This is a genomic window from Pseudogulbenkiania sp. AW2-16 (assembly GCF_056824575.1).
Genome location: NZ_CP157668.1, coordinates 2,685,275 through 2,706,376 on the forward strand (window position 1 = coordinate 2,685,275; position 21,102 = coordinate 2,706,376).

25 protein-coding genes and 1 pseudogene are annotated in these 21,102 nt (G+C 62.3%); 21 read left to right on the plus strand and 5 right to left on the minus strand.

The window, feature by feature from the left end:
* Positions 1–54 precede the first annotated feature (54 nt).
* The 4 genes from ABKF58_RS13125 (at position 55) to ABKF58_RS13140 (ending at position 3,787) form a co-directional block, all read left to right on the plus strand.
* A complete protein-coding gene (locus tag ABKF58_RS13125) occupies positions 55–1,848 on the plus strand; it encodes an ABCB family ABC transporter ATP-binding protein/permease (protein ID WP_482581126.1) in 1,794 nt (597 codons plus the stop codon).
* A 486-nt stretch (positions 1,849–2,334) separates the two neighbouring features.
* The gene (locus tag ABKF58_RS13130) at positions 2,335–3,024 is read left to right on the plus strand and encodes a M20/M25/M40 family metallo-hydrolase (RefSeq protein WP_482581127.1); all 690 of its coding nucleotides are present in this window, start codon (positions 2,335–2,337) and stop codon (positions 3,022–3,024) included.
* A complete protein-coding gene (locus tag ABKF58_RS13135) occupies positions 2,982–3,602 on the plus strand; it encodes a peptidase dimerization domain-containing protein (RefSeq protein ID WP_482584377.1) in 621 nt (206 codons plus the stop codon). Before ABKF58_RS13130 ends, ABKF58_RS13135 begins: the two co-directional genes overlap by 43 nt.
* Positions 3,599–3,787 carry a hypothetical protein gene (locus ABKF58_RS13140; RefSeq protein WP_482581128.1) on the plus strand — a complete coding sequence of 63 codons (189 nt, stop codon included), beginning with the start codon at positions 3,599–3,601 and terminating at the stop codon, positions 3,785–3,787. Before ABKF58_RS13135 ends, ABKF58_RS13140 begins: the two co-directional genes overlap by 4 nt.
* Positions 3,788–3,964: 177 nt before the next feature.
* Here ABKF58_RS13140 and nudC read toward each other — a convergent pair whose 3' ends face one another.
* Genes nudC through ABKF58_RS13165 form a run of 5 tightly spaced genes read right to left on the minus strand, consistent with a single transcriptional unit; the run spans position 3,965 to position 7,205 of the window.
* Entirely contained in the window at positions 3,965–4,750 is a 786-nt protein-coding gene (gene nudC, locus ABKF58_RS13145; RefSeq protein WP_482581129.1) for an NAD(+) diphosphatase, read from the minus strand.
* Between the two features lie 20 nt (positions 4,751–4,770).
* Complete coding sequence (locus ABKF58_RS13150) at positions 4,771–5,910, minus strand: YbdK family carboxylate-amine ligase (protein WP_482581131.1); 1,140 nt, start codon at positions 5,908–5,910, stop codon at positions 4,771–4,773.
* Between the two features lie 13 nt (positions 5,911–5,923).
* On the minus strand, positions 5,924–6,070 hold the full coding sequence (locus tag ABKF58_RS13155; RefSeq protein WP_482581132.1) for a hypothetical protein: 147 nt from the start codon (positions 6,068–6,070) through the stop codon (positions 5,924–5,926).
* The gene (locus ABKF58_RS13160) at positions 6,064–6,498 is read right to left on the minus strand and encodes a cation:proton antiporter domain-containing protein (RefSeq protein ID WP_482581133.1); all 435 of its coding nucleotides are present in this window, start codon (positions 6,496–6,498) and stop codon (positions 6,064–6,066) included. The genes ABKF58_RS13155 and ABKF58_RS13160 overlap by 7 nt, the downstream gene beginning before the upstream one ends.
* Positions 6,426–7,205 (minus strand): cation:proton antiporter, encoded by a 780-nt coding sequence (locus ABKF58_RS13165; protein WP_482581134.1) that lies wholly within the window; start codon positions 7,203–7,205, stop codon positions 6,426–6,428. Before ABKF58_RS13165 ends, ABKF58_RS13160 begins: the two co-directional genes overlap by 73 nt.
* A gap of 235 nt (positions 7,206–7,440) precedes the next feature.
* On the opposite strand from ABKF58_RS13165, the gene ABKF58_RS13170 reads away from it, so the two are divergent.
* From ABKF58_RS13170 to lpxA, 17 genes and pseudogenes are all read left to right on the plus strand, one after another.
* The gene (locus tag ABKF58_RS13170; protein WP_482581135.1) at positions 7,441–8,139 is read left to right on the plus strand and encodes a M90 family metallopeptidase; all 699 of its coding nucleotides are present in this window, start codon (positions 7,441–7,443) and stop codon (positions 8,137–8,139) included.
* Between the two features lie 36 nt (positions 8,140–8,175).
* Positions 8,176–8,370, plus strand: a complete 195-nt coding sequence (locus ABKF58_RS13175; protein WP_008953640.1) for a hypothetical protein — start codon at positions 8,176–8,178, stop codon at positions 8,368–8,370.
* Between the two features lie 134 nt (positions 8,371–8,504).
* Positions 8,505–9,233 carry a 30S ribosomal protein S2 gene (rpsB, locus tag ABKF58_RS13180; protein ID WP_008953641.1) on the plus strand — a complete coding sequence of 243 codons (729 nt, stop codon included), beginning with the start codon at positions 8,505–8,507 and terminating at the stop codon, positions 9,231–9,233.
* A gap of 84 nt (positions 9,234–9,317) precedes the next feature.
* Positions 9,318–10,187 carry a translation elongation factor Ts gene (gene tsf, locus ABKF58_RS13185; protein WP_482581138.1) on the plus strand — a complete coding sequence of 290 codons (870 nt, stop codon included), beginning with the start codon at positions 9,318–9,320 and terminating at the stop codon, positions 10,185–10,187.
* A 90-nt stretch (positions 10,188–10,277) separates the two neighbouring features.
* The gene (pyrH, locus tag ABKF58_RS13190) at positions 10,278–10,997 is read left to right on the plus strand and encodes a UMP kinase (protein ID WP_008953643.1); all 720 of its coding nucleotides are present in this window, start codon (positions 10,278–10,280) and stop codon (positions 10,995–10,997) included.
* Between the two features lie 78 nt (positions 10,998–11,075).
* Complete coding sequence (frr, locus tag ABKF58_RS13195) at positions 11,076–11,633, plus strand: ribosome recycling factor (protein WP_294863736.1); 558 nt, start codon at positions 11,076–11,078, stop codon at positions 11,631–11,633.
* A 76-nt stretch (positions 11,634–11,709) separates the two neighbouring features.
* On the plus strand, positions 11,710–12,393 hold the full coding sequence (uppS, locus tag ABKF58_RS13200; RefSeq protein ID WP_008953645.1) for a polyprenyl diphosphate synthase: 684 nt from the start codon (positions 11,710–11,712) through the stop codon (positions 12,391–12,393).
* 4 nt (positions 12,394–12,397) lie between these two features.
* Positions 12,398–13,204 carry a phosphatidate cytidylyltransferase gene (locus tag ABKF58_RS13205; protein WP_482581140.1) on the plus strand — a complete coding sequence of 269 codons (807 nt, stop codon included), beginning with the start codon at positions 12,398–12,400 and terminating at the stop codon, positions 13,202–13,204.
* Positions 13,205–13,472: 268 nt separating this feature from the next.
* On the plus strand, positions 13,473–14,651 hold the full coding sequence (gene ispC / locus ABKF58_RS13210; RefSeq protein WP_482584379.1) for a 1-deoxy-D-xylulose-5-phosphate reductoisomerase: 1,179 nt from the start codon (positions 13,473–13,475) through the stop codon (positions 14,649–14,651).
* Positions 14,648–15,078 (plus strand): annotated as a pseudogene (gene rseP, locus ABKF58_RS13215) (RIP metalloprotease RseP); the annotation flags it as partial. The gene ispC and the pseudogene rseP, both read left to right, overlap by 4 nt.
* A gap of 102 nt (positions 15,079–15,180) precedes the next feature.
* Positions 15,181–15,633: a PDZ domain-containing protein gene (locus ABKF58_RS13220; RefSeq protein ID WP_482584381.1), complete on the plus strand. Its 453-nt coding sequence runs from the start codon at positions 15,181–15,183 to the stop codon at positions 15,631–15,633.
* Positions 15,597–15,974 carry a site-2 protease family protein gene (locus tag ABKF58_RS13225; RefSeq protein ID WP_482581141.1) on the plus strand — a complete coding sequence of 126 codons (378 nt, stop codon included), beginning with the start codon at positions 15,597–15,599 and terminating at the stop codon, positions 15,972–15,974. The genes ABKF58_RS13220 and ABKF58_RS13225 overlap by 37 nt, the downstream gene beginning before the upstream one ends.
* Before the next feature lie 9 nt (positions 15,975–15,983).
* Complete coding sequence (bamA, locus tag ABKF58_RS13230) at positions 15,984–18,272, plus strand: outer membrane protein assembly factor BamA (protein ID WP_014087619.1); 2,289 nt, start codon at positions 15,984–15,986, stop codon at positions 18,270–18,272.
* A 13-nt stretch (positions 18,273–18,285) separates the two neighbouring features.
* Positions 18,286–18,780: an OmpH/Skp family outer membrane protein gene (locus ABKF58_RS13235; RefSeq protein ID WP_008953650.1), complete on the plus strand. Its 495-nt coding sequence runs from the start codon at positions 18,286–18,288 to the stop codon at positions 18,778–18,780.
* Positions 18,781–18,828: 48 nt separating this feature from the next.
* Positions 18,829–19,878, plus strand: coding sequence for a UDP-3-O-(3-hydroxymyristoyl)glucosamine N-acyltransferase (gene lpxD, locus ABKF58_RS13240; protein WP_482581143.1), 1,050 nt, complete (start codon positions 18,829–18,831; stop codon positions 19,876–19,878).
* Entirely contained in the window at positions 19,871–20,323 is a 453-nt protein-coding gene (fabZ, locus tag ABKF58_RS13245; protein ID WP_008953652.1) for a 3-hydroxyacyl-ACP dehydratase FabZ, read from the plus strand. Before lpxD ends, fabZ begins: the two co-directional genes overlap by 8 nt.
* A gap of 2 nt (positions 20,324–20,325) precedes the next feature.
* Positions 20,326–21,099 carry an acyl-ACP--UDP-N-acetylglucosamine O-acyltransferase gene (gene lpxA / locus ABKF58_RS13250; RefSeq protein ID WP_008953653.1) on the plus strand — a complete coding sequence of 258 codons (774 nt, stop codon included), beginning with the start codon at positions 20,326–20,328 and terminating at the stop codon, positions 21,097–21,099.
* Positions 21,100–21,102 lie beyond the last annotated feature (3 nt).

The window sequence follows — 21,102 nt, forward strand, 5'->3', positions numbered from 1 at the left end:
GGGCGGCCCCACCTGTCCATCATCGGCCAAGCTCGGCAAACAGGCAAACCCACCATGCGTTTCACCCACAGCGGCCCAGCGCCCAAAGATCGCAACGACCTCAAAACCCTGAAAACCTTACTGCCCTACCTCTGGGCGTTCAAATGGCGGGTTTTGCTGGCGATGACCTGTCTGGTGCTGGCCAAGGTCGCCAACGTCAGCGTTCCGCTCTACCTGAAGGATATCGTCGACCAGTTGTCCGTGCCGGCCACCCTGCTGGCGATCCCGGTGGCGGCGCTGCTCGGTTACGGCCTGGCCCGGCTGATGGCCGGTCTGCTGGGGGAGATTCGCGACGCCATCTTCGCCCGCGTTATCCAGGGCGCGGTCCGCACCGTGGCGCGCTCGGTGTTCGAGCACCTGTTCAAGCTGTCGCTGCGCTTTCATCTGGATCGCCAGACCGGCGGCATGAGCCGCGACATCGAACGCGGCACCCGCGGCATCGGTTTCCTGCTCAATTTCACCGTGTTCAACATCCTGCCGACGCTGCTGGAAATCCTGATGGTGGCGGTCATCCTGCTGCACCGCTACAACGGCTGGTTTGCCGTGGTCACGCTGGGGACCATCGCGGTGTACATCACGTTTACGCTGACCGTCACCGAGTGGCGCACGGTGTTCCGCCGCAGCATGAACGAACTCGATTCCAAGGCCAATGCCAAGGCGATCGACGCGCTGATCAACTACGAGACGGTCAAGTACTTCAATAACGAAGCCTACGAGTCGGCTCGCTACGACACGAATCTCGCCGCCTGGGAAGAGTCGGCGATCAAGAACCAGGTATCGCTGTCCTTCCTCAACGCCGGGCAGGGCGTCATTATCGCCGCCGGTACAACGCTGATCATGGTGCTGGCGGCGCGTGGGGTGGTGGACCATACCATGACCGTCGGCGACGTGGTGCTGGTGTCGGCCTACCTGACCCAGCTCTATTCGCCGCTGCATTTTCTCGGCTTCATCTACCGCGAGATCAAGCACTCGCTGGCCGACATGGAACGCATGTTCGGCCTGCTGGAAACCCATGCCGAGGTGGCTGACGGCGCCGGGGCCGAGGTGCTGGCGACCCGTGCTGCCGGGGTGCGTTTCGAGCATGTCGACTTCGGTTATGACGCCAAGCGTCAGATTCTGCACGACGTCAGCCTGAGCATCCCGCCGGGGCGCACGCTGGCGGTGGTGGGGGCGAGCGGGGCGGGCAAGTCGACCTTGTCGCGGCTCTTGTTCCGTTTCTACGACGTCAGTGGCGGCGGCATCAGCATCAACGGCACCGACATCCGCCAGATGACGCAGGACAGCCTGCGTGCCCACATCGGCATCGTGCCGCAGGACACCGTGCTGTTCAACGACAGCATCTACTACAACATCGCTTACGGCCGTCCCGGCGCCAGCCGCGAGGAGATCATCGAGGCGGCCAAGTCGGCGCACATCCACGATTTCGTGGTTGGCCTGCCGGACGGTTACGACACCCTGGTGGGCGAGCGCGGCCTGAAGTTGTCCGGCGGCGAGAAGCAGCGCGTGGCGATTGCCCGTACCATCCTGAAGAATCCGCCGATCCTGGTATTCGACGAGGCGACCAGTGCGCTCGATTCGCGCACCGAGAAGGCGATCCAGCACGAACTGGCCGAGATTTCGGCCAACCGCACCACGCTGATTATCGCGCACCGCTTGTCGACGGTGGTCGACGCCGACGAGATCGTGGTGCTGGACGGCGGCCGCGTGATCGAGCGCGGCAGCCATCGCCAGCTGGTCGAGCAGAACGGTCGCTACGCGGAGATGTGGCTGCTGCAGCAGGAGAGCGAGAGTACGGCTGAAGCACTATAACATTTGGTTATTTGATCGAATTCTGATTTGTTTTTGGTAATACATTTGAGGGGGCTTCATTGCCCCCTTTTTGCTGTCGTATAACATTATCCGAATCCCCTCCCGAATCCCGAGGGTTATCTCGCTGAGCCAGCGTGAGGGTACGTTGCTTGACATAATGCTGCGTCTTTTGATCTGCGCCGGCCCGATGGGCGGAAAGGCCCGTCGTTGCTGGCTTGACGCGGGTGGGTGAGTTTATTTCTCTGGGGTGGGTGACGCGTTGCTGTGGGCCGCGGCAACGGGCGGAAGGACGTGCCGGCGGCATAGCCGGGGAGCCTGGCGGGAGACGGTGCCGGGTTGCTGTGTTTCGCCAGGTTTTTTGCCTTCATGACACTTGGACGAAGGGCATGCTAGAGTCGATTGGGTAGCAGAAACACCTATAACATTTTCTTAGCAAGCTCGCCGGCAGGGTTCTCAGTCTGGGCCCGCCGTGCGTTAGGATCCGACGTGACAGCCATCGCAGAACTCGAACCACGCGAAGTGTGGGAGCACTTCCAGACCCTGTGCGAGATTCCTCGCCCCTCCAAGCACGAACAGCATCTGCGCGACTACCTGCAGGGCTGGGCGGAGTTGAAAGGCTTGTCGACGCAGGTCGATCGTGCCGGCAATCTGATCATCCGGAAGCCGGCCACCCCTGGGCTGGAAAACCGGCGCGGGGTGGTGCTGCAGGGCCATCTCGACATGGTGTGCCAGGCCAACTCCGGCACGGAGCATGACTTTTTCCAGGACCCGATTCGGCCTGTCCTGCGCGATGGCTGGCTGGTGGCGGAAGACACCACGCTGGGTGCCGACAACGGCATCGGCGTGGCGCTGGCGTTGGCGGTGCTGGCCAGCGATACCTTGGTTCACGGGCCGGTCGAGGTGCTGCTGACGGTGGACGAAGAAGCCGGCATGGGAGGCGCCCTCGGGTTGGACACCGGTGTGCTCGAAGGCGATCTGCTGATCAACATCGATACCGAGGACTGGGGGAGTTCTACCTCGGCTGCGCGGGGGTGGACGTCAGTGTGCGTCGCGCTTACGCCGTGGAGGCGCTGCCGGCCGGCTATGCGGTGGGGCGCCTGTCGGTCAAGGGGCTGCGTGGCGGCCACTCCGGGGTGGACATCCACGAGGAACGTGGCAATGCCAACAAGTTGCTGATCCGGCTGATCCGCGAACTCGAACACGAGCTGGCGCTGCGCGTGGTCTCGTTCCAGGGCGGGTCGGCGCGCAATGCGCTGGCGCGCGAAGCCTTCGCCGTGGTGGCTTATCCGGCTGGCGCTGCCGAAAAGCTGGTGGCGCGGCTGGACGCGTTCCAGCAGGCGGCACGTTTCGAGCTGGCGGGCGTGGACGACGGGGTGACACTGACACTGGAGCCGGCTTCGGCCAACGTGACCATGTCTCCGGACGATCAGCGCGTGATTTTCGCGGCCTTGCTCGCCGCTCCACACGGAGTGCGGCGCATGAGCCGCCGTGTGCCGGGCGTGGTGGAGACCTCCAACAACCTGGGGGTGATTGCGCTGGACCAGGGCAAGCTGTTCGCCAATTTCATGGTGCGCTCGTTGCTGGACGCCGGGGCGCGGCAATTGGCTGACGAGATCGAGAGCCTGTTCGGGCTGATCGGTGCCGAGGTGGAGAGAGAGGTCAGTACCCCGGCTGGGCGCCGAATCCGCAGTCGTCGCTGCTGGAACTGTTCCAGCAGGTCTACGAGCGTGAATACGGTCGCCGGGCCGAGGTGAAAGTGATCCACGCCGGCCTTGAGTGCGGCATTCTGGGCGGCAAATACCCGCACATGGACATGGTGTCGTTTGGCCCGGACATCCGCGGCGCCCATGCGCCGGGCGAGCGGGTGCGGGTTGAGACGGTCGGCCACGCTTGGCGGCTGCTGCAGTCCGTGTTGGCGGTCGTGCCCGAACGCGCCTGAGGGGTTGTTCCCTGCGACAAGGCCCCGCCTCGAGCGGGGCCTTGCGTTGTAAGGCGTACCGGCGCTTCAGACGCTGGTGCGAAAGCGCGTGAAGCGCCGGCGAATCGTCTCGGCCAGGCCATTCATCCGCTCTGCCTCTGCGGCGGCCTGGGGGTTACGGTTGGTGGCGGTGCCGAATCAGCGCGACAGTTCGGCCACGGCATGGCGGATCAGCCAGTGGGCGATGGACATCGACTGCGGGATAAGGGGAAGGTCGTCGATGGGAAACCGGGCGGCGTGCTCGATCTCGCCCTCTTGCGGCACGATGTCGCCGCCGGCGTACTCGGCGGTGAAGGCCAGCATCAGCGAATGCGGGAACGGCCACGATTGGGAGCCGACGTAACGCAGGTTCTTCAGCCGCACTCCCACTTCCTCCAACGCTTCGCGATGCACGCACTCTTCCAGCGTTTCACCGGCTTCGACGAAGCCGGCCAGGGCGCTGTAGATGCCGGGTGCGAAATGCGGCGCGCGTGCCAGCAGCAGTTCCTGCCCACGATAGATCGCCACCATCATGGCCGGCGACAGGCGTGGGTAGTAGAGCTGGCCGCAGTGCGGGCAATGCCGTCCCTGGTCGTGCTCGTGCTGCTGCAGCGGGGTCGCGCAGTGACCGCAGAAACGGTGGGTGCGGCGGAACTGGCGCAATTGTGCCGCACGCGCCAGCGCGGGAGCCAGCTCGGCCGGCAGCTGCATCAGCGCCTGGCGCAGGCTCACCCATTCCCCGCTCGTCGGCATCGGCCCCACCAGCTCGCCCTGAAACAGGTTGACCCCGCCCAGCTGCGCCAGGAACAGGCGCTCGGTCAGCGGCCAGCTCGCGGCTTCGCTGCCGGGCAGTGTGCCGTTGACGAGCAGCAGGCGCTGTTCGTCGAACACGCACCACCGGGCAGGCAGGGACAGGTCGGGTTGGCTCGGCAGATCGAAGGGCATGGGTGGCATCCTGTTGGACATCACGTCAGTTTACGCTGAGCGCGGGTGCTTCGTACATCCAGAACTCGCTCTGGCGGCGCACCACTTCGGACAGCGAGCCGCTGTCGTCGTAGACCTCGGCGCAGCCAATGGCTATCGAGACGGCGCTGCAGGATCCGCTCGCGCAAGGCATTGTGCTGTGCCTCGATGCCGAGCGCCTGTGCATGCGGCAACAGCCCGTTGAGGGTGTCCAGCATGTCTTCCAGCAGGCTGGTCTGGCGCTTCTTCACGCCATCCACCAGCACCGCGTCGTAGCCGAAGCGGCACGCCTGGAAGCGGTTGTAGCTGTAGGTCAGGTAATGGGCCGGCGAGATATCGTCCCAGCCATCTTCGAAGCATTGCCGGGCCAACATTTGGGCGTACGCCGCCAGCAGCACCGGGGTGTCCACCCCCAGCGGGGTGTCGCAGATGCGGATTTCCACCGTGCCGTATTCCGGCTTGGGGCGGATATCCCAGTAAAAGTCCTTCATGCTCGCCACGATGCCGAGATCGGCCATGCCGGTGAAGTAGTCGTTGAACTCGTCCCAGTTGCCGACGCACGGCATCGAGCCGGATAGCGGAAAAGCGTTGACGCTGGTCAGCCGCGAACTCTGGAACAACGTATCGACACCCTGGTGGAACGGGGACGAGGCCGACAGGGCGATGAAGTGCGGAATGTAGCGTGACAGGTAGTGCGTCAGCCGCACCGCGGTGTCGCCATCCGGGCAGCCGATATGGATGTGCTGGCCGTAGACGGTGAACTGCTTGGCGAGGTAGCCGTATAGCTCGGAAACCAGCTGGTAGCGCTCCTTGGGGTAGATGCGCTGGTCGCTCCAGTGTTGGAATGGGTGGGAGCCGCCACCGGCGAGTCCCAGGTTGAGCTTCTCGGCCGTGCGCACCAGCAAGGCGCGGATGGCCAGCAGTTCCTCGAGCATGGTGTTGACGTCGCTGTGCACGGCCGTGCCGATCTCGATCATGCCCTGGGTGATCTCCGGCTTGATGTCGTAGCCGTGCGGGCTGCGCCCGAGTAGGTGCAATAGGTCGTCGGAGCCGCGCGTCAGATTGTAGTCGCGGCGGTTGACGATCATCAGCTCCAGTTCCACGCCCAGTGTCAGGGGCTGGCTGGTCGAAAATTCCAGCATGATCCTTCCTTTCTCAGTCGCGGGTTTCCTGCGCGCAGCGCAGGGCGAAGCGCGTCACGATGGGTCCCAGCAGCTCCGTCAGGCATAGCACTGACAGCAGGAAGCCGCTGAATTCGGCCGCTCCTGCCGACAGGGTCAGGGCGCCCATCGTCATCAGCATGACGGCGCTGCCGGACATCGGCAGCAGGCCCAGGCCGAGCAACGCGCCATGCCTTGGGGGAGGCCGTTACTGCGGGCGGCGACCCACCACGAGCCGGCGGCCAGCAGGCTGCGTACCAGCACGAAGCCGACGGCGGACGGCCACAGCGCCGCCAGGGGCAGCGGCATCAATTGCGCTCCGGCGGCCACGAAGAAGGCGACAAAGAAGAAGCTGGAGCGGCTCGACAGGCTGGGTTCGGCCACTGCATAACCGCGCTCTAGGTTGCGCGTGGCCAGGCCGAAGATCAGGATGGCCAGTGCCGGCAGCAACTTGAGCATGGCGGAGAGTCCCACCACCAGGGCGATCAGGCCGAACATCAGCACGGTCTGCGCTTCACGCTTGCCGCCGCCCAGCCAGACGTTGAGCCGGATCGCCAGGAGGCCGGCCACCAGTGCCCAGCAGGACCGAGCCCAGCAGAAGCCAGCCTGGCAGCAGAATGAATGATTCCACGCCGTGACCGGCGCTGAAATGGGTAAACGACAGTGCCAGGGTGAAGACTGTCAGGCTCAACAGGTTGTTGAGTCCGGTGCAGGCCATCAGGCGCTCGGTGACCTCGGCCTTCGGCCCGGCTTTCCCGCACCAGTTCCAGCAGCACCACCGGCGAGGTCGCGATGCCGATGGCGGCGAGCAAGGAGGCCGGAGCCATCGGGAAGCCCGAGAACGTGAGCAGGGCCAGCAGGCCGAGGAAGGTGATGACGCCGCTCAGCAGGGCGGTGGCGAACAGCGCTTTTTCACGGCGCAGCCAGCGCAAGTCGACGCGCCGGCCCATGTCGAACAGCGCCGGGCCCAGCGCCAGCTGGATGAACAGGCCGGCCTCGTCGATCAACTGTTGGTCCAGCAATTTGAGGCCCGAAGGGCCGATGATCAGTCCGCTCAGGATGTAGCCGGTGATGCCGGGAAGTTTGGCCACGCGGACAGCAATCTGCCCGCCCAGTACACCCAGCGCCAGCAGAATGCCGAAAGCGGCAAGCGGGTTCAGGGCGAGCGATTGCCAGGGCAAATCGTGCATGAAACCTCCTTTGGTGTGTTTTTGTACGAAGCTCGGCGGCGGATGTGCCCTGAGTGTAGGTCGGCTTCGGCGTTGGTGGGCGTCCATCGCCATCCTGGCGACAGGAGTGGTGCCGGAACCGGCCAAGCATTATCGATGCTTGCTGGCCACTCCCGGGTCTGCGGTGCCATCGGCGACCTTTGCCGGCTTGAGGGGGTGGCAGAAAGGTGTAGCATCATGAAGTGACGTGAGAATGACGTGAGAGTTTCATGGTTTTTGGTTTTTTGGCCGAAGGGCCGCTGCCGAGTCCGAGCTTGCCCAGTTGCGGCAGCGGGCCGCGCGCATGCCGCTGCTGGCCGGGTTGAGCCATGCCGAGCTAACCCAGCTGGTCGCGCTGGCGGCGGTTTTCGCCCGTGGCAAAGCCTTTAGCGGGGCCGCCGGCTTGATGGTGACGCCGTCGATGGTGGCAACGGTCACGTTGCAGATGGCGCTGCCGGTGATGAACCTCGGCAAGGAGGCGCTGGACGGTTGGGAAGAAGTGGTGCTGTACCCGTCCGCTTTTGTCGTGCGTGACCACTGGATGGCGCCAGGGGGTGTGGTCCATGAAGGGGACAGCGTGCTGATTGGCCAGGCACGACTGGATGGGCCGGTCGTCTTGTCCTGGCCGGATGTGAAGTGCTCCACCGGCCGTGACGGCTGGAACGTGGTGATCCATGAAATCGCCCACAAGCTCGATATGCTCAACGGCGACGCCAACGGTTTTCCGCCGCTGCACAAGGGTATGAATCGAGAACAATGGTCGCAGGCCTGGGCTGCCGCCTATGCCGATTTTCAGCAGCAATTGGAGCGCGAAGGCGAAATGGCGGAGGAGGGCTGGCTCGATCCCTACGCGGCGGAAAGCCCGGCCGAATTCTTCGCGGTGCTCAGCGAGGCGTTCTTCGAATGCCCACAGGGGTTGGCCGAAGACTACCCGGCCGTGTACCGGCAGCTGGTGGCTTTCTACCGGCAAGATACGCTGGCACGCTTGTCCACGCTAGAATGAGCGTCTGTTCATCCTGACCAGGACGGTTGCTTTCACATGTATCTCATTCTGATCGGCTGGCTCTACGTGGTGCTGATGATGGCGGTGGTGCAGGAAAGTCCCATCCGTATGGCCTTCATCATCGTGTTTCTGGCGGTGCTGCCCGGGCTATTGTTCACGCGGCTGGTACGGCGTCGTTTGCGCAAGAAGGTTGCGCTTGCCGAGGCCGAGAACGAAGAGCCCGCGGCTTGAGCTGACTCTGCCCACGGTGCTATACTTCTGCGCGCCCTGCATTTCGCAGGGTTTTTACTACGCACATTCGCGCCGAAAGGGTGTCCGACAGGATTCTGCGCGCGAATGGAGGCCTAACCCTTTAGGAGTTTTGCATGACCACCAACGTTACCATGCGCCAGATGCTGGAAGCCGGCGTTCACTTCGGCCACCAAACCCGTTTCTGGAACCCGAAAATGGCTCAGTACATTTTCGGCAGCCGCAACAAGATCCACATCATCAACCTGGAAAAGACCCTTCCGCTGTTCGTTGAAGCTCAGGAATACGTACGTCGCCTGGCTGCCAACAAGGGTACCGTCCTGTTTGTGGGTACCAAGCGTCAGGCGCGTGAGATTGTTCGTGAAGAAGCAGCCCGTTGTGGCATGCCGTTCGTCGATCACCGCTGGCTCGGCGGTATGCTGACCAACTACAAGACCGTGAAGCAGTCCATCAAGCGTCTTGAAGAAAAGCGTGCCATCCTGGAAAGCTCCGGCGACACCGGTTACAACAAGAAAGAGCTGCTGGACCTCGAGCGCGAAGTTGAGAAGCTGGAGCGTTCGCTGGGCGGTATCAAGGACATGAAAGGTCTGCCGGACGCCATCTTCGTTATCGACACCGGCTACCAGAAGGGTACCGTTGTTGAAGCCAAGAAGCTGGGCATCCCGCTGATCGGCGTGGTTGATACCAACAACTCGCCGGAAGGCATCAATTACGTAATTCCGGGTAACGACGACTCCAATCGCGCCATCCGCCTGTACGCCCGCGGCATCGCCGATGCCGTGCTGGAAGGTCGCGCACAGTCGCTGCAGGAAATCGTTGCCGCTGAACCGGCTCAAGCCGAGTAAGCACGGACCTGAGAAAGGGGCGTAAGCCCCTTTTTTGAACCCGTACCGCTTTACGTAAAAAGATACTGTTAAGGAGTTTCAAGCATGGCGGAAATTACCGCAAAAATGGTCTCGGACCTGCGCGCTGCTACCGGCCTTGGCATGATGGAGTGCAAGAAGGCGCTGGTTGAAGCCGAAGGCGATCTGGCCAAGGCCGAAGAAATCCTGCGCATCAAGTCGGGCAACAAGGCCTCCAAGATGGCTGGCCGTCTGGCGGCCGAAGGCATCATCGGTTCCTTCATCGAAGGCGGCGTTGGCGCCCTGGTGGAAGTGAACTGCGAAACCGACTTCGTTGCCAAAGACCCGACCTTCCTGGCGCTGGCTGCCGCTGCGGCCAAGGCCGTCGTTGCTGCCAATCCGGCCGACGTTGAAGCGCTGTCCGGGGTTGAAGTGGATGGTCTGTCCGTTGAAGAAATCCGCAAGGCCGCGATCGCCAAACTGGGCGAGAACATGACCATTCGTCGTTTCGTTCGCTACGAAACCGAAGGCAAGATCGCGACTTACCTGCACGGTGCCAAGATCGGCGTCATCGTTGATTTCAACGGCGGCGACGAAGGTCTGGGCAAAGATATCGCCATGCACATCGCCGCTTCCAAGCCGATCTGCGTGTCCAAGGATCAGGTTCCGGCTGAAACCCTGGAGCAAGAGCGCAAGATCTACACCGCCCAGGCAGCAGAATCCGGCAAGCCGGCTGACATCGTGGCCAAGATGGTGGAAGGCCGCGTGAACAAGTACCTGGCCGAAGTGACCCTGCTGGGTCAGCCGTTCGTGAAGAACCCGGACCAGACCGTCGAGAAGCTGTTGGCTGAGAAATCCGCCTCGGTGAAAGCCTTTGCCATGTTCGTCGTGGGTGAAGGCATCGAGAAGAAGGTAGTGGACTACGCCGCTGAAGTGGCTGCCGCCGCCAAGCTGTAAGTCCGGATATCTGGACTGATTAGAACGGCACCCTGCTTGCAGGGTGCCGTTTTGCAAATTGACTGACTGAAAACTGCCACCGAGGTGACTATGAGCCAAGCTCCTGCCTATAAACGTATTCTGCTCAAACTGTCGGGCGAGGCCCTGATGGGTGACGATAGCTACGGGATCAACCGCGCCACGATCGAGCAAATCGTGGGGCAGATCAAGGAGGTGGTCGATCTGGGCATCGAGGTGGGCATCGTCATCGGCGGCGGCAACATCTTCCGCGGCGTGGCGCCGGCGGCCTCCGGTATGGATCGTGCCACGGCCGACTACATGGGCATGATGGCGACGGTGATGAACGCGCTGGCCCTCAAGGATGCCATGACCAAGGTGGGGCTGGTGGCGCGGGTGCAATCGGCATTGACCATGCAGCAGATCGCCGAACCGTATGTGCGCGGTAAGGCCATGCAGTATCTGGAAGAGGGCAAGGTCGTCATCTTCGCGGCCGGTACGGGCAACCCGTTCTTCACCACCGACACGGCGGCAGCGCTGCGCGGCATGGAAATGAACGTGGACATCATGCTCAAGGCCACCAAGGTGGATGGGGTGTACACCGACGATCCGAAGAAGAACCCGGATGCCCAGCGCTACCAGACGCTGACCTTCGACGAGGCGATTTCGCGCAACCTCAAGGTGATGGATGCCACTGCCTTTGCGCTGTGCCGGGATCAGAACCTCAACATCAAGGTGTTCAGCATCTTCAAGGCCGGCGCTCTCAAGCGTGTAGTGCTTGGCGAAGACGAAGGCACGCTGGTACACTGCTGAGCCTTACCGAATAGTAAAAAGGCGGAAACGGCAGCAGCCGCTTTCCGCCTTGTTTTTCCAAGTATCCATGGAGTTGACATGATTAACGACGTCAAGAAATCGGCCGAACAGAAAATGCAGAAGTCGCTGGAAGCCTTCAAGAACGACCTGACCAAGGTTCGTACCGGCCGCGCGCACACCGGTATTCTGGATCATGTCATGGTGGATTACTACGGTAGCGACGTGCCGGTGAACCAGGTGGCTAACGTCACGTTGATCGATGCCCGCACCATCGGCGTCCAGCCGTGGGAAAAGAATATGCTGGGCAAGATCGAAAAGGCCATCCGTGATTCCGATCTCGGCCTGAATCCGGCTTCGATGGGCGAGATCATCCGTGTGCCGATGCCGATGCTGACCGAAGAGCGCCGCAAGGATCTGATCAAGCTGGTGCGTGGCGAGGCTGAAGGTGCCCGTGTCGCCGTACGCAATATCCGCCGCGACGCCAACAATGAATTCAAGAACCTGCTCAAGGACAAGTCGATTACCGAGGACGACGAGCGCCGTGGCCAGGATGACATCCAGAAGCTGACCGACAAGTACATTGCCGAAGTCGACAAAGCCCTTGCCGCCAAAGAAACCGATCTGATGGCGGTATAAGGGGAACGACTTGTTCGGTAGTTCCACTAGTTCCATTCCTGAAGTCCGCCCGGTGCCGCGCCATATTGCCATCATCATGGATGGCAACGGACGCTGGGCTAAAAAACGCTTTCTGCCCCGTGTCGCCGGCCATAAGAAAGGCCTGAGCGCGGTGCGTGAGGTCGTTTCGGGCTGCCAGGAACTGGGGGTCGAGTATTTGACCCTGTTTGCCTTTTCCACCGAAAACTGGCGCCGCCCGCAGGACGAAGTCTCGTTTCTGATGGACCTCTTCCTGGGTGCGCTGGAGAACGAGGTGGAGAAGCTGCATTCCAATAATATCTGCCTCAAGGTTATCGGCGATCGCTCCCGTTTTGCCCCGCGCATCGTGGAACGCATTGAAGCCGCCGAGGCGCGCACGGCTGCCAACGGTGGCCTGGTGCTGACCATCGCCGCCGATTACGGTGGGCGCTGGGACATGCTGCAGGCTGTCAACCGGCTGATCCGGGAGGGGGCTACCGCCATCACCGAAGAGGCGCTGGCTGGTCGCTTGTCGATGGCCTATGCCCCGGAGCCCGATCTGTTCATCCGTACCGGTGGCGAGCAGCGCATCAGCAATTTCCTGCTGTGGCAGCTGGCTTACAGCGAACTGTACTTCACCGATCTGTTGTGGCCCGATTTCGACAAGCAGGCCTTGGAAGGGGCCGTGCAGTCCTATCGGTGCCGCGAGCGTCGCTTTGGCCGGACAAGCGAGCAACTGCCTGCCTCGTTGCGCCGGGACTGACTCCATGCTGAAAACACGCGTGCTGACCGCACTGGTGCTGCTTCCTTTGATGCTGGCGGCACTGTTCTTCTTCTCGGCCCCGTTATGGGCCGCTTTTTCGTGGCTGGTCGTTGGCTTGGCACTGTGGGAGTACAGCCGGATGGTGGGCATGGCCGGTACTGGCCAATGGCTCTACCTGGCGATCTCGACGCTGCTTGCGGCAGGGGCTTGGTTTGGCCGGGTCACCGCGATGCCGTGGCTACACCTTCTGGCGCTGGCTTTCTGGCTGGCGGTGGTGCCGCTGTGGTTGTCGCGGCGTTGGGTGGTCCGAAACGGCTGGGGTGCCCGGCTGTTAGGTTGGCTGCTGATGTTCCCGGCCTGGTTCGCCTTGCTCGAATGGCGGCCGCAACCCAATGTGGCACAGGCGCAGCAGCTCTTGGCCATCATGGGGTTGGTCTGGGTGGCGGACATCGCAGCCTATTTTTCCGGCAAGGCGTTCGGCCGGCGTAAGCTGGCACCGTCGATCAGCCCCGGTAAAAGCTGGGAGGGGGTCTATGGCGCGCTGGTGGCGACGGCGGCTTATGTTTTCCTGGTGAATGAACTGGGCTGGCTGCATCTGGGTCTGTCACCATGGAGCCTGCTGCTCTTGTCTCTTCCCCTGACTGCTGTCAGCATTGCCGGAGACTTGCTGGAGTCGTGGTTCAAGCGTGCCGCTGGCCTCAAGGACAGTAGCCAGCTGCTTCCCGGTCATGGTGGGGTTTATGATCGTATCGACAGCCTTATCGCCGTGCTTGCCGTGAGCAATGCCTTGCGCGCGCTGAGTGGCCTGTAGCCTGCTATTGGCGTGATCACAACCGCGTTGGCGGCTAAGAATCAGCAGGGCAAGGCGTGATCTGCGCCGCTGTGCGGGCACCGCAAGCGGGGAGCAATGCTTTTTTGCTCCAACCCGAAGGGCCACGCGCCCTGTGCGCCGCCTGTGGCGTTACGGCGCTTGGCCAATGAATGACATCGACCGGCGCGACCGCGTCTTGCATCCAGCGCACCGGATGCTTGCTGCAGTTCGCGAGCAGGTCCATAACAGGCTCCAAATCGCCAAACTGATGAAACCTCAAGGAATCGTAGTACTTGGGGCAACCGGCAGCATCGGCACGAACACGCTGGATGTGGTTGCCCGACACCCGGAGCGCTACCGCGTGGTGGCGCTGGCAGCCCACCGGCAGGTAGATCGCCTATTCGAACAGTGCCGGCAGTTTCGTCCCGCCTTCGCGGTCATGGTCGACGAGCAGGCCGCCAGCGTGTTGCGCTTGCGGCTGAATGAAGCCGGCCTGCCGGTCGAGGTCCTGGCCGGTGCCCATGCCCTCGAGATGGTCGCCACCTTGCCGGAGGCCGACATGGTGATGGCCGCCATCGTCGGGGCGGCGGGCCTGCCTTCGGTTCTGGCAGCGGCCCGTGCGGGCAAGCGTATCTTGCTGGCTAATAAAGAGTCGCTGGTGGTGGCGGGGCAGCTTTTCATGAGCGCCGTGCGCGAGGGTGGTGCCGCGTTGTTGCCGGTCGATAGCGAGCACAACGCCATTTTCCAGTCCTTGCCCGATGGTTACCTCGGCTCGCTGGAGCAAGCCGGGGTGCGCAAGATCATCCTGACCGCCTCGGGCGGCCCGTTCCGGCAGTTGTCGTCCGCAGAACTCCATGGTGTTACCCCGGCCCAGGCGTGCAAGCATCCGAACTGGGTGATGGGGCAGAAGATTTCCGTCGACTCCGCCTCGTTGATGAACAAGGGGCTGGAGGTCATCGAGGCGCATTGGTTGTTCAATGCGCCGGCCGATAACATCGACGTGGTCGTGCACCCGCAGAGTGTCATCCATTCCATGGTGCAATACCGCGACGGTTCGGTCGTCGCCCAGCTGGGGTCGCCCGACATGCGCACTCCGATCGCCTACGCCATGGCGTGGCCGGAGCGGATCGACGCCGGTGTGGCCTCACTCGACTTCTTTACCTTGTCCAATCTGACGTTCGAACAGCCGGATCTGGAGCGCTTCCCTTGCCTGAAGCTGGCCTTTGAGGCGCTGCGTAGCGGGGGCGATGCCCCGGCGGTGTTGAATGCGGCCAACGAAGTTGCCGTGGCAGCCTTCCTGGACGGAAAGATAGGCTTCATGGGTATTCCTGAACTGGTCGAGCAGGCCCTCGGCCGCTTTGACTTGTCCGCCAGTTCTACGCTGGATGCGTTGCTGGAGAAGGATCGAGAGGTCCGCTCATCCCTTGAGGCACTGCTGCCACTATGATTTCCATCCTCGCCTTCCTCCTGGCCATCGGCGTTCTGGTCACTTTCCATGAACTGGGCCACTATGCCGCCGCTCGTTGTTGCGGAGTGAAGGTGCTGCGTTTCTCGATCGGCTTTGGCAAGCCGCTCTTCACGGTGAAATGGGGGAGACGGAGTGGGCGGTTTGCCCGATTCCCCTGGGTGGCTATGTGAAGATGCTGGATGAGCGCGAGGGGATCGTGGCCCCGGCAGACCGGCCGCGCGCCTTCAACCGGCAGCCGGTCGGCAAGCGCATGTTGATCGTGGTGGCGGGGCCCGTGATGAACCTGTTGCTCGCCACCTTGTTCTACTGGGTGGTGATCGGCAATGGTCTGACCCTGTACCGGCCGCTGGTGGGCACGGTGGTGCCAGAGAGTCCTGCTGCCATCGCCGGGTTCCAGCCGGGAGACCGGGTTCTGTCGATTGCCGGTACGCCTGTCGCCCAATGGAATGACATCAGCCTGGCCTTGCTCGACCGCAGCAGCGATGCCAGCGAGCCCTTGACGGTGCAAGTGGAAACCGTCGCCGGGCAGCGTCTCAACCGTGTCGTGAAGGCCGGGTCTGAAACCGGCGGCAATGGCCAGATCGGCATATTGCCGGTGCGCTATTCCCTGGTGTTGGGGGCCGTCGAACCGGGTGGGGCTGCGCAAAGAGCCGGGCTAAGTGCCGGCGACCTCTTGCTGAGCGCCGACGGCCGCAGCCTGCGTAGTTGGGCCGAGTGGGTGGGAATGGTGCACAACAGCCCCGGCAAAGAGGTTTCCCTGGCGTTTCAGCGGGGCCAAGAGCGTCGGCAAGTGACGTTGCGTCCGGATTCAGTCGAAACCCCCACCGGTTTTGTCGGCCGGATCGGGGCGGCGCCGGCGGTGGATGCCGCTTGGCTTGCGACGCTGCGTTACGAGTTGCATCCGGACGTCGCCGAAGCGGGGGGATGGCGTTGCAAAAGACCTGGTCCAACGGCGTGCTGAGCCTGCGCATGTTCGGGCGCATGCTGATCGGCCAGGCATCGTGGAACAATCTGAGTGGACCGATCACCATCGCCAGTGTAGCCGGCCAGACTGCACGGCAAGGATTGGACGCCTATCTCGAATTTCTGGCACTGATCAGTGTCAGCATTGGCATATTGAACCTGCTGCCCATCCCCATTCTGGATGGGGGACACTTAATGTATTATACGGCGGAGTTGATTAAGGGGAGCCCGGTCAGTGAACGGGCGCAGTTACTCGGGCAAAGAATAGGTTTTGCCTTGCTGGCTTCGTTGATGGCATTTGCCTTGCTAAACGACATCAGCCGCCTTTTTGGGGGTTAGAACAAACCGATGAGAATCAAACTCGTTGCAGCGGCGATTGCCGGTCTGTTTTCCATGTCTGCTGCCATGGCGGCCGAGCCGTTCGTGGTCAAGGATATCCGTGTCGAGGGCTTGCAGCGCACCGAACCCGGTACGGTATTCAACTACATGCCGCTCAAGGTGGGCGATACCTTTACCGACGAGAAGGCCAAAGAAGCGATCAAGGCATTGTTTGCCACCGGCTTCTTCAATGACGTTCGGATGGAAGCGCAGGGCGATGTTCTGATCGTTTCCGTCATCGAGCGCCCCGTGATCACCCAGCTGAATATCAGCGGTGCCAAGGAATTCGACAAGGACCAGCTCAAGAAGGCACTGAAGGAAAACGGCCTGGCCGAATCCCGCGTGTTCGATCAGGGCCTGCTGGATGGCGCCGTTCAGGAGCTGAAGCGTCAGTACTACAGCCGCGGCAAGTACTCGGTGGAAATTACCCCCAGCGTGACCAAGCTGGAGCGTAACCGCGTCGCCGTCACCCTTGACATCGTCGAGGGCGTGACAGCCAAGATCAAGGAAATCCGCATCGTTGGCGCCAAGGCGTTCGATCAGGATACGCTGCTGGGCCAGTTCTCTCTGACGACCGGTGACTGGCTGTCGTGGATCACCAAGGATAACCAGTACTCCAAGCAGAAGCTGTCCGGCGATCTGGAGAAGCTCAAGGCGTTCTACCAGAACCAGGGCTACCTCGAGTTCAACATCGACTCGACCCAGGTTTCGATCAGCGCCGACAAGGAGGACATGTTCCTCACCATCAATATCAACGAAGGTCAGCGCTATACCATTTCCGATGTGAAGCTGGCTGGCGACCTGAAGGTTCCGGAAGCCGAGTTGCGCAAGTTGATCCAGTTCAAGGCTGGCGACGTGTTCAGCCGCGAGAAGGTCAACGATTCAGTAACCGCCATCAGCGACCGGCTGGGTAACGATGGTTACGCCTTTGCCAACGTCAATGCGCTGCCGGAGATCGACCGCGAGAAGCGTCAGGTGGCCTTCACGCTGTTCCTCGATCCGGGCCGCAAGACCTACGTTCGCCGCGTGAATATCGCCGGCAACACCAAGACGCGTGACGAGGTGGTGCGCCGTGAACTGCGCCAGCTCGAGGGTGCGCCGTACGCCTCCGACAAGATCAAGCGCAGCAAGGAACGGGTCGAGTTGTTGGGCTACTTCGAGGATGTCAACGTCGAAACCCCGGCGGTGGCCGACACCCCGGACCAGGTCGACATGAACATCAACCTGAAGGAGCGTCCGACCGGCAGCATCTCGGCCGGTATCGGCTTCGTGCAGGGCCAGGGTCTGGTGTTCTCCGGCAGCGTGTCGCAGAGCAATATCTTCGGCTCCGGCAAGTCGTTGTCGGCCGGCATTTCCACCGGCAAGGTCAACAAGAGCGCCAGCATCGCCTTCAACGACCCGTATTTCACGGTCGACGGCGTCAGCTTGGGCTACAACTTGTACACTCGCACCTACGATGCCCAGGAAGACAACGTCTCCAAGTACAAGACGCGTACCACCGGTGCCGCTGCCAAGTTCGGCGTGCCGATTACCGAGTTCGACCGCATCAACCTGAGCCTGGGGGTGGAGCAGACCGCCATCACTACCTTTAGTGACAGCCCGCAGCGCTACCTCGACTTTGTCGACAAGTACGGCAAGAGCGCCAATACCTTGTTGTCCACCATCAGCTGGTCGCGCGATACCCGCGACAGCGCCTTGTGGCCGACGCGTGGCGCGGTGCTGCGCGCCGGGGTCGATATCGGACTGCCGGGCCTCGACCTGCAATACTATCGCCTGAGCCATCAGCAGACCTGGTATTTCCCGCTGTCGAAGACCTTCACCCTGATGCTGAATGGCGAAGTGGGTTATGCCGACGGTTACGGCAAGAGCGCGACCCTGCCGTTCTTCCAGAACTTCTACATGGGCGGTCTGGGCTCGGTACGGGGCTACGAGACCGGCAGTATCGGTCCCAAGGACACCAACGGCGACTTCCTCGGCGGCACCACCAAGATGGTCGGCAACGTCGAGCTGTTGTTCCCGTTCCCGGGCATGCGCGACAACAAGTCGGTGCGCACCAGCGTGTTCTTCGACGTCGGCAGCCTGTGGGACAGCAATGTGTCCGGTTCTACCCCGAGCGATGGGCTGCGTTATTCGACTGGCGCGGCGCTGACCTGGCTGTCGCCGATGGGTCCGATGAAATTCAGCTACGCCGTACCGCTGAAGAAGGAAGAGGGCGACAAGAAGCAGTCCTTCCAGTTCCAGCTGGGGACGGTGTTCTGAGCGGAGTCCGCATATGAAGATGAAAACTGTTCGCTTGCTCGCCGCCTGCGCCGTGGCGGCCGCTTCGTTCGCTGCGACGGCCGCCGAGTTCAAGCTGGGCTACATCAACACCGAGCGGGTATATCGCGAGGCGGCCCCGGCACAGCAGGTGATGAAGAAGCTGGAGAAGGAGTTTAGCGACCGACGTACCGAGCTGAAAAAGATGGAGGATCGTGCCAAGCAGCTGGAAACGCTGCTGGGCAAGAGCGGCTTGGGGCTGGATGATCGCAAGAAATACGAGCGCGAGCTGGCCGGACTCGACCGCGATTACCGGGCCAAGGGGCGCGAGCTGGCGGAGGACTTCAATCTGCGTCGCAACGAGGAGTTCGCCGCTGTGCAGGAGCGTGCCAACCGTACCATCAAGCAGATCGCCGAGCGCGAACAGTTCGACCTGATCCTGCAGGACGCGGTGTACGTCAATCCCAAGTACGACATCACTGCCAAGGTCCTCAAGGAACTGGACAAGTAATTCCCTCTATTTTCCGGAGAAGCCGGCCCCGGGTCGGCTTTGTTTTTGATGGCATACACCCTTTCCGAAATCGTGGCGCGGCTCGGTGGCGAGCTGCGTGGTGACGATTGCCTGGTCGAACGCCTGGCTCCGTTGGAGGACGCCAAGACGGGCGAAATCAGTTTTCTCGCCAGCGCCAAGTTCCGGCGCCAGCTCGAGACGACCGCGGCCAGCGCGCTCATCATGTCGCCCAAGTTGGCCGAAGAAACCGGCTATGGCGGACCGCTGATCCTGACCGACGACCCTTATCTCTATTTTGCCCAGGTGGCGACGCTGTTCCATCCCGCCCCGCCGGCCCGTCCCGGCATCCATGCCTCGGCGGTGGTCGGCGAGGGATGCCGCATCGATGCCTCCAGCGAGATCGGCGCCAACGTCAGCATCGGTCGTGATGTGACCATCGGCCAGCGCTGCCGCATCCTGCCGGGCGTGGTGATCGGCGATGGCGTGGTGATCGGCGATGACGTGACGCTGCACCCGAATGTCACGGTTTACCACGGTTGCCTGATCGGCTCGCGCGTCGGCATCCACTCCGGCACGGTGATCGGCGCGGACGGCTTCGGCCTGGCCTGGGCCCGCGACCACTGGTTCAAGATTCCGCAAACCGGCCGGGTGGTGATCGAGGACGACGTCGAGATCGGCGCCAACACCACGGTCGACCGCGGTGCCATGGCCGACACCATCATCCGCAAGGGCGCCAAGATCGACAACCTGGTGCAGATCGCGCACAACGTGCAGATCGGCGAGCACACCGCGATCGCCGGCTGCGTCGGCATCGCCGGCAGCACCAAGATCGGGGCCTATTGCACCGTCGGCGGTGCGGCGATGTTCGTCGGCCACATCGAGGTGACCGACCGCACCCATATCGGTGGTGGCACGCTGGTGTCCAAGAGCATCAAGAAGCCGGACAACTATGCCTCATCCTACCCGCTTTCCACCATGAAGGAATGGCTGCCCAACGCCGTTCACCTGAGACATCTCGACGATCTCGTCAAACGCGTAAAAGAACTCGAACGCGAGATCAAGACCCTGAAAGACAGCAAGGAACAGAATAATGACTGAGCATGCCGTGAACGTCGACGTACGTGAAATCATGAAATACCTGCCGCACCGCTACCCGTTCCTGCTGGTGGACCGCGTGGTCGAGTTCGAGGCGGGCAAGCGTGTCAAGGCGCTCAAGAACGTGACCATCAACGAGCCTTTCTTCGTCGGCCACTTCGAGCAGTATCCGGTGATGCCGGGCGTGCTGATCATAGAGGCACTGGCGCAGGCGGCCGGCATCCTGTCGATCAAGAGCCAGGGCGAGCGCGCCGAGAACGAGCTGTACTTCTTCGTCGGCATCGACAACGCCCGCTTCAAGCGCCAAGTGGTGCCGGGTGACCAGCTGGTGATGGAAGTGGAGGAAATCACGTCCAAGCGTGGCATCGCCAAGTACAAGGCACGTGCCCTGGTGGACGGTCAGGTGGCCTGCGAGGCCGAGATCATGTGCGCCAAGCGCGAGGTGTGACCATGGCGATTCATCCCACCGCTATCGTCGACCCGAACGCCCGGGTCGCCCCGGATGTCGAGATCGGCGCCTATTCGATCGTCGGCCCCAACGTGTCCATCGACAGCGGCACCTGGGTCGGGCCGCACGTGGTGATCGAGGGCCACACCTCGATCGGCAAGAACAACCGCATCTTCCAGTTCTGCTCGCTGGGCGCGATGCCGCAGGACAAGAAGTACGCGGGCGAGCCGACCCGGCTCGAGATCGGTGACAACAACACCATCCGCGAATTCTGCACCTTCAACGTCGGCACCGCGCAGGACGTCGGCGTGACCCGCCTCGGCAACGACAACTGGATCATGGCCTACGTGCATCTGGCGCACGATTGCCAGGTCGGCAACCACACCATCTTTGCCAACAACGCCACGCTGGCCGGCCACGTGCAGATCGGCGACTGGGTGATCCTGGGTGGTTTCACCAGCGTGCACCAGTTCGGCATCATCGGCGAGCACGCCATGACTGCGTTCGCCAGCGCCGTGGCGCAGGACGTGCCGCCCTACGTGATGGCGCACGGCAACCGTGCCGTGCCTTCCGGCATCAACGCCGAGGGACTGAAGCGCCGTGGCTTCACCCCGGAGCAGATCCGCTCCATCCGCCAGGCCTACAAGACACTGTACCGTAACGGCCTGTCGCTCGACGAGGCCAAGCAGGCCATCATCGCCGAAGCGGCCAGCCATCCCGAGCTGGAGGCGTTCGTGCGCTTCTTCGGCCTGTCGGAGCGGGGCATCATTCGCTAAATC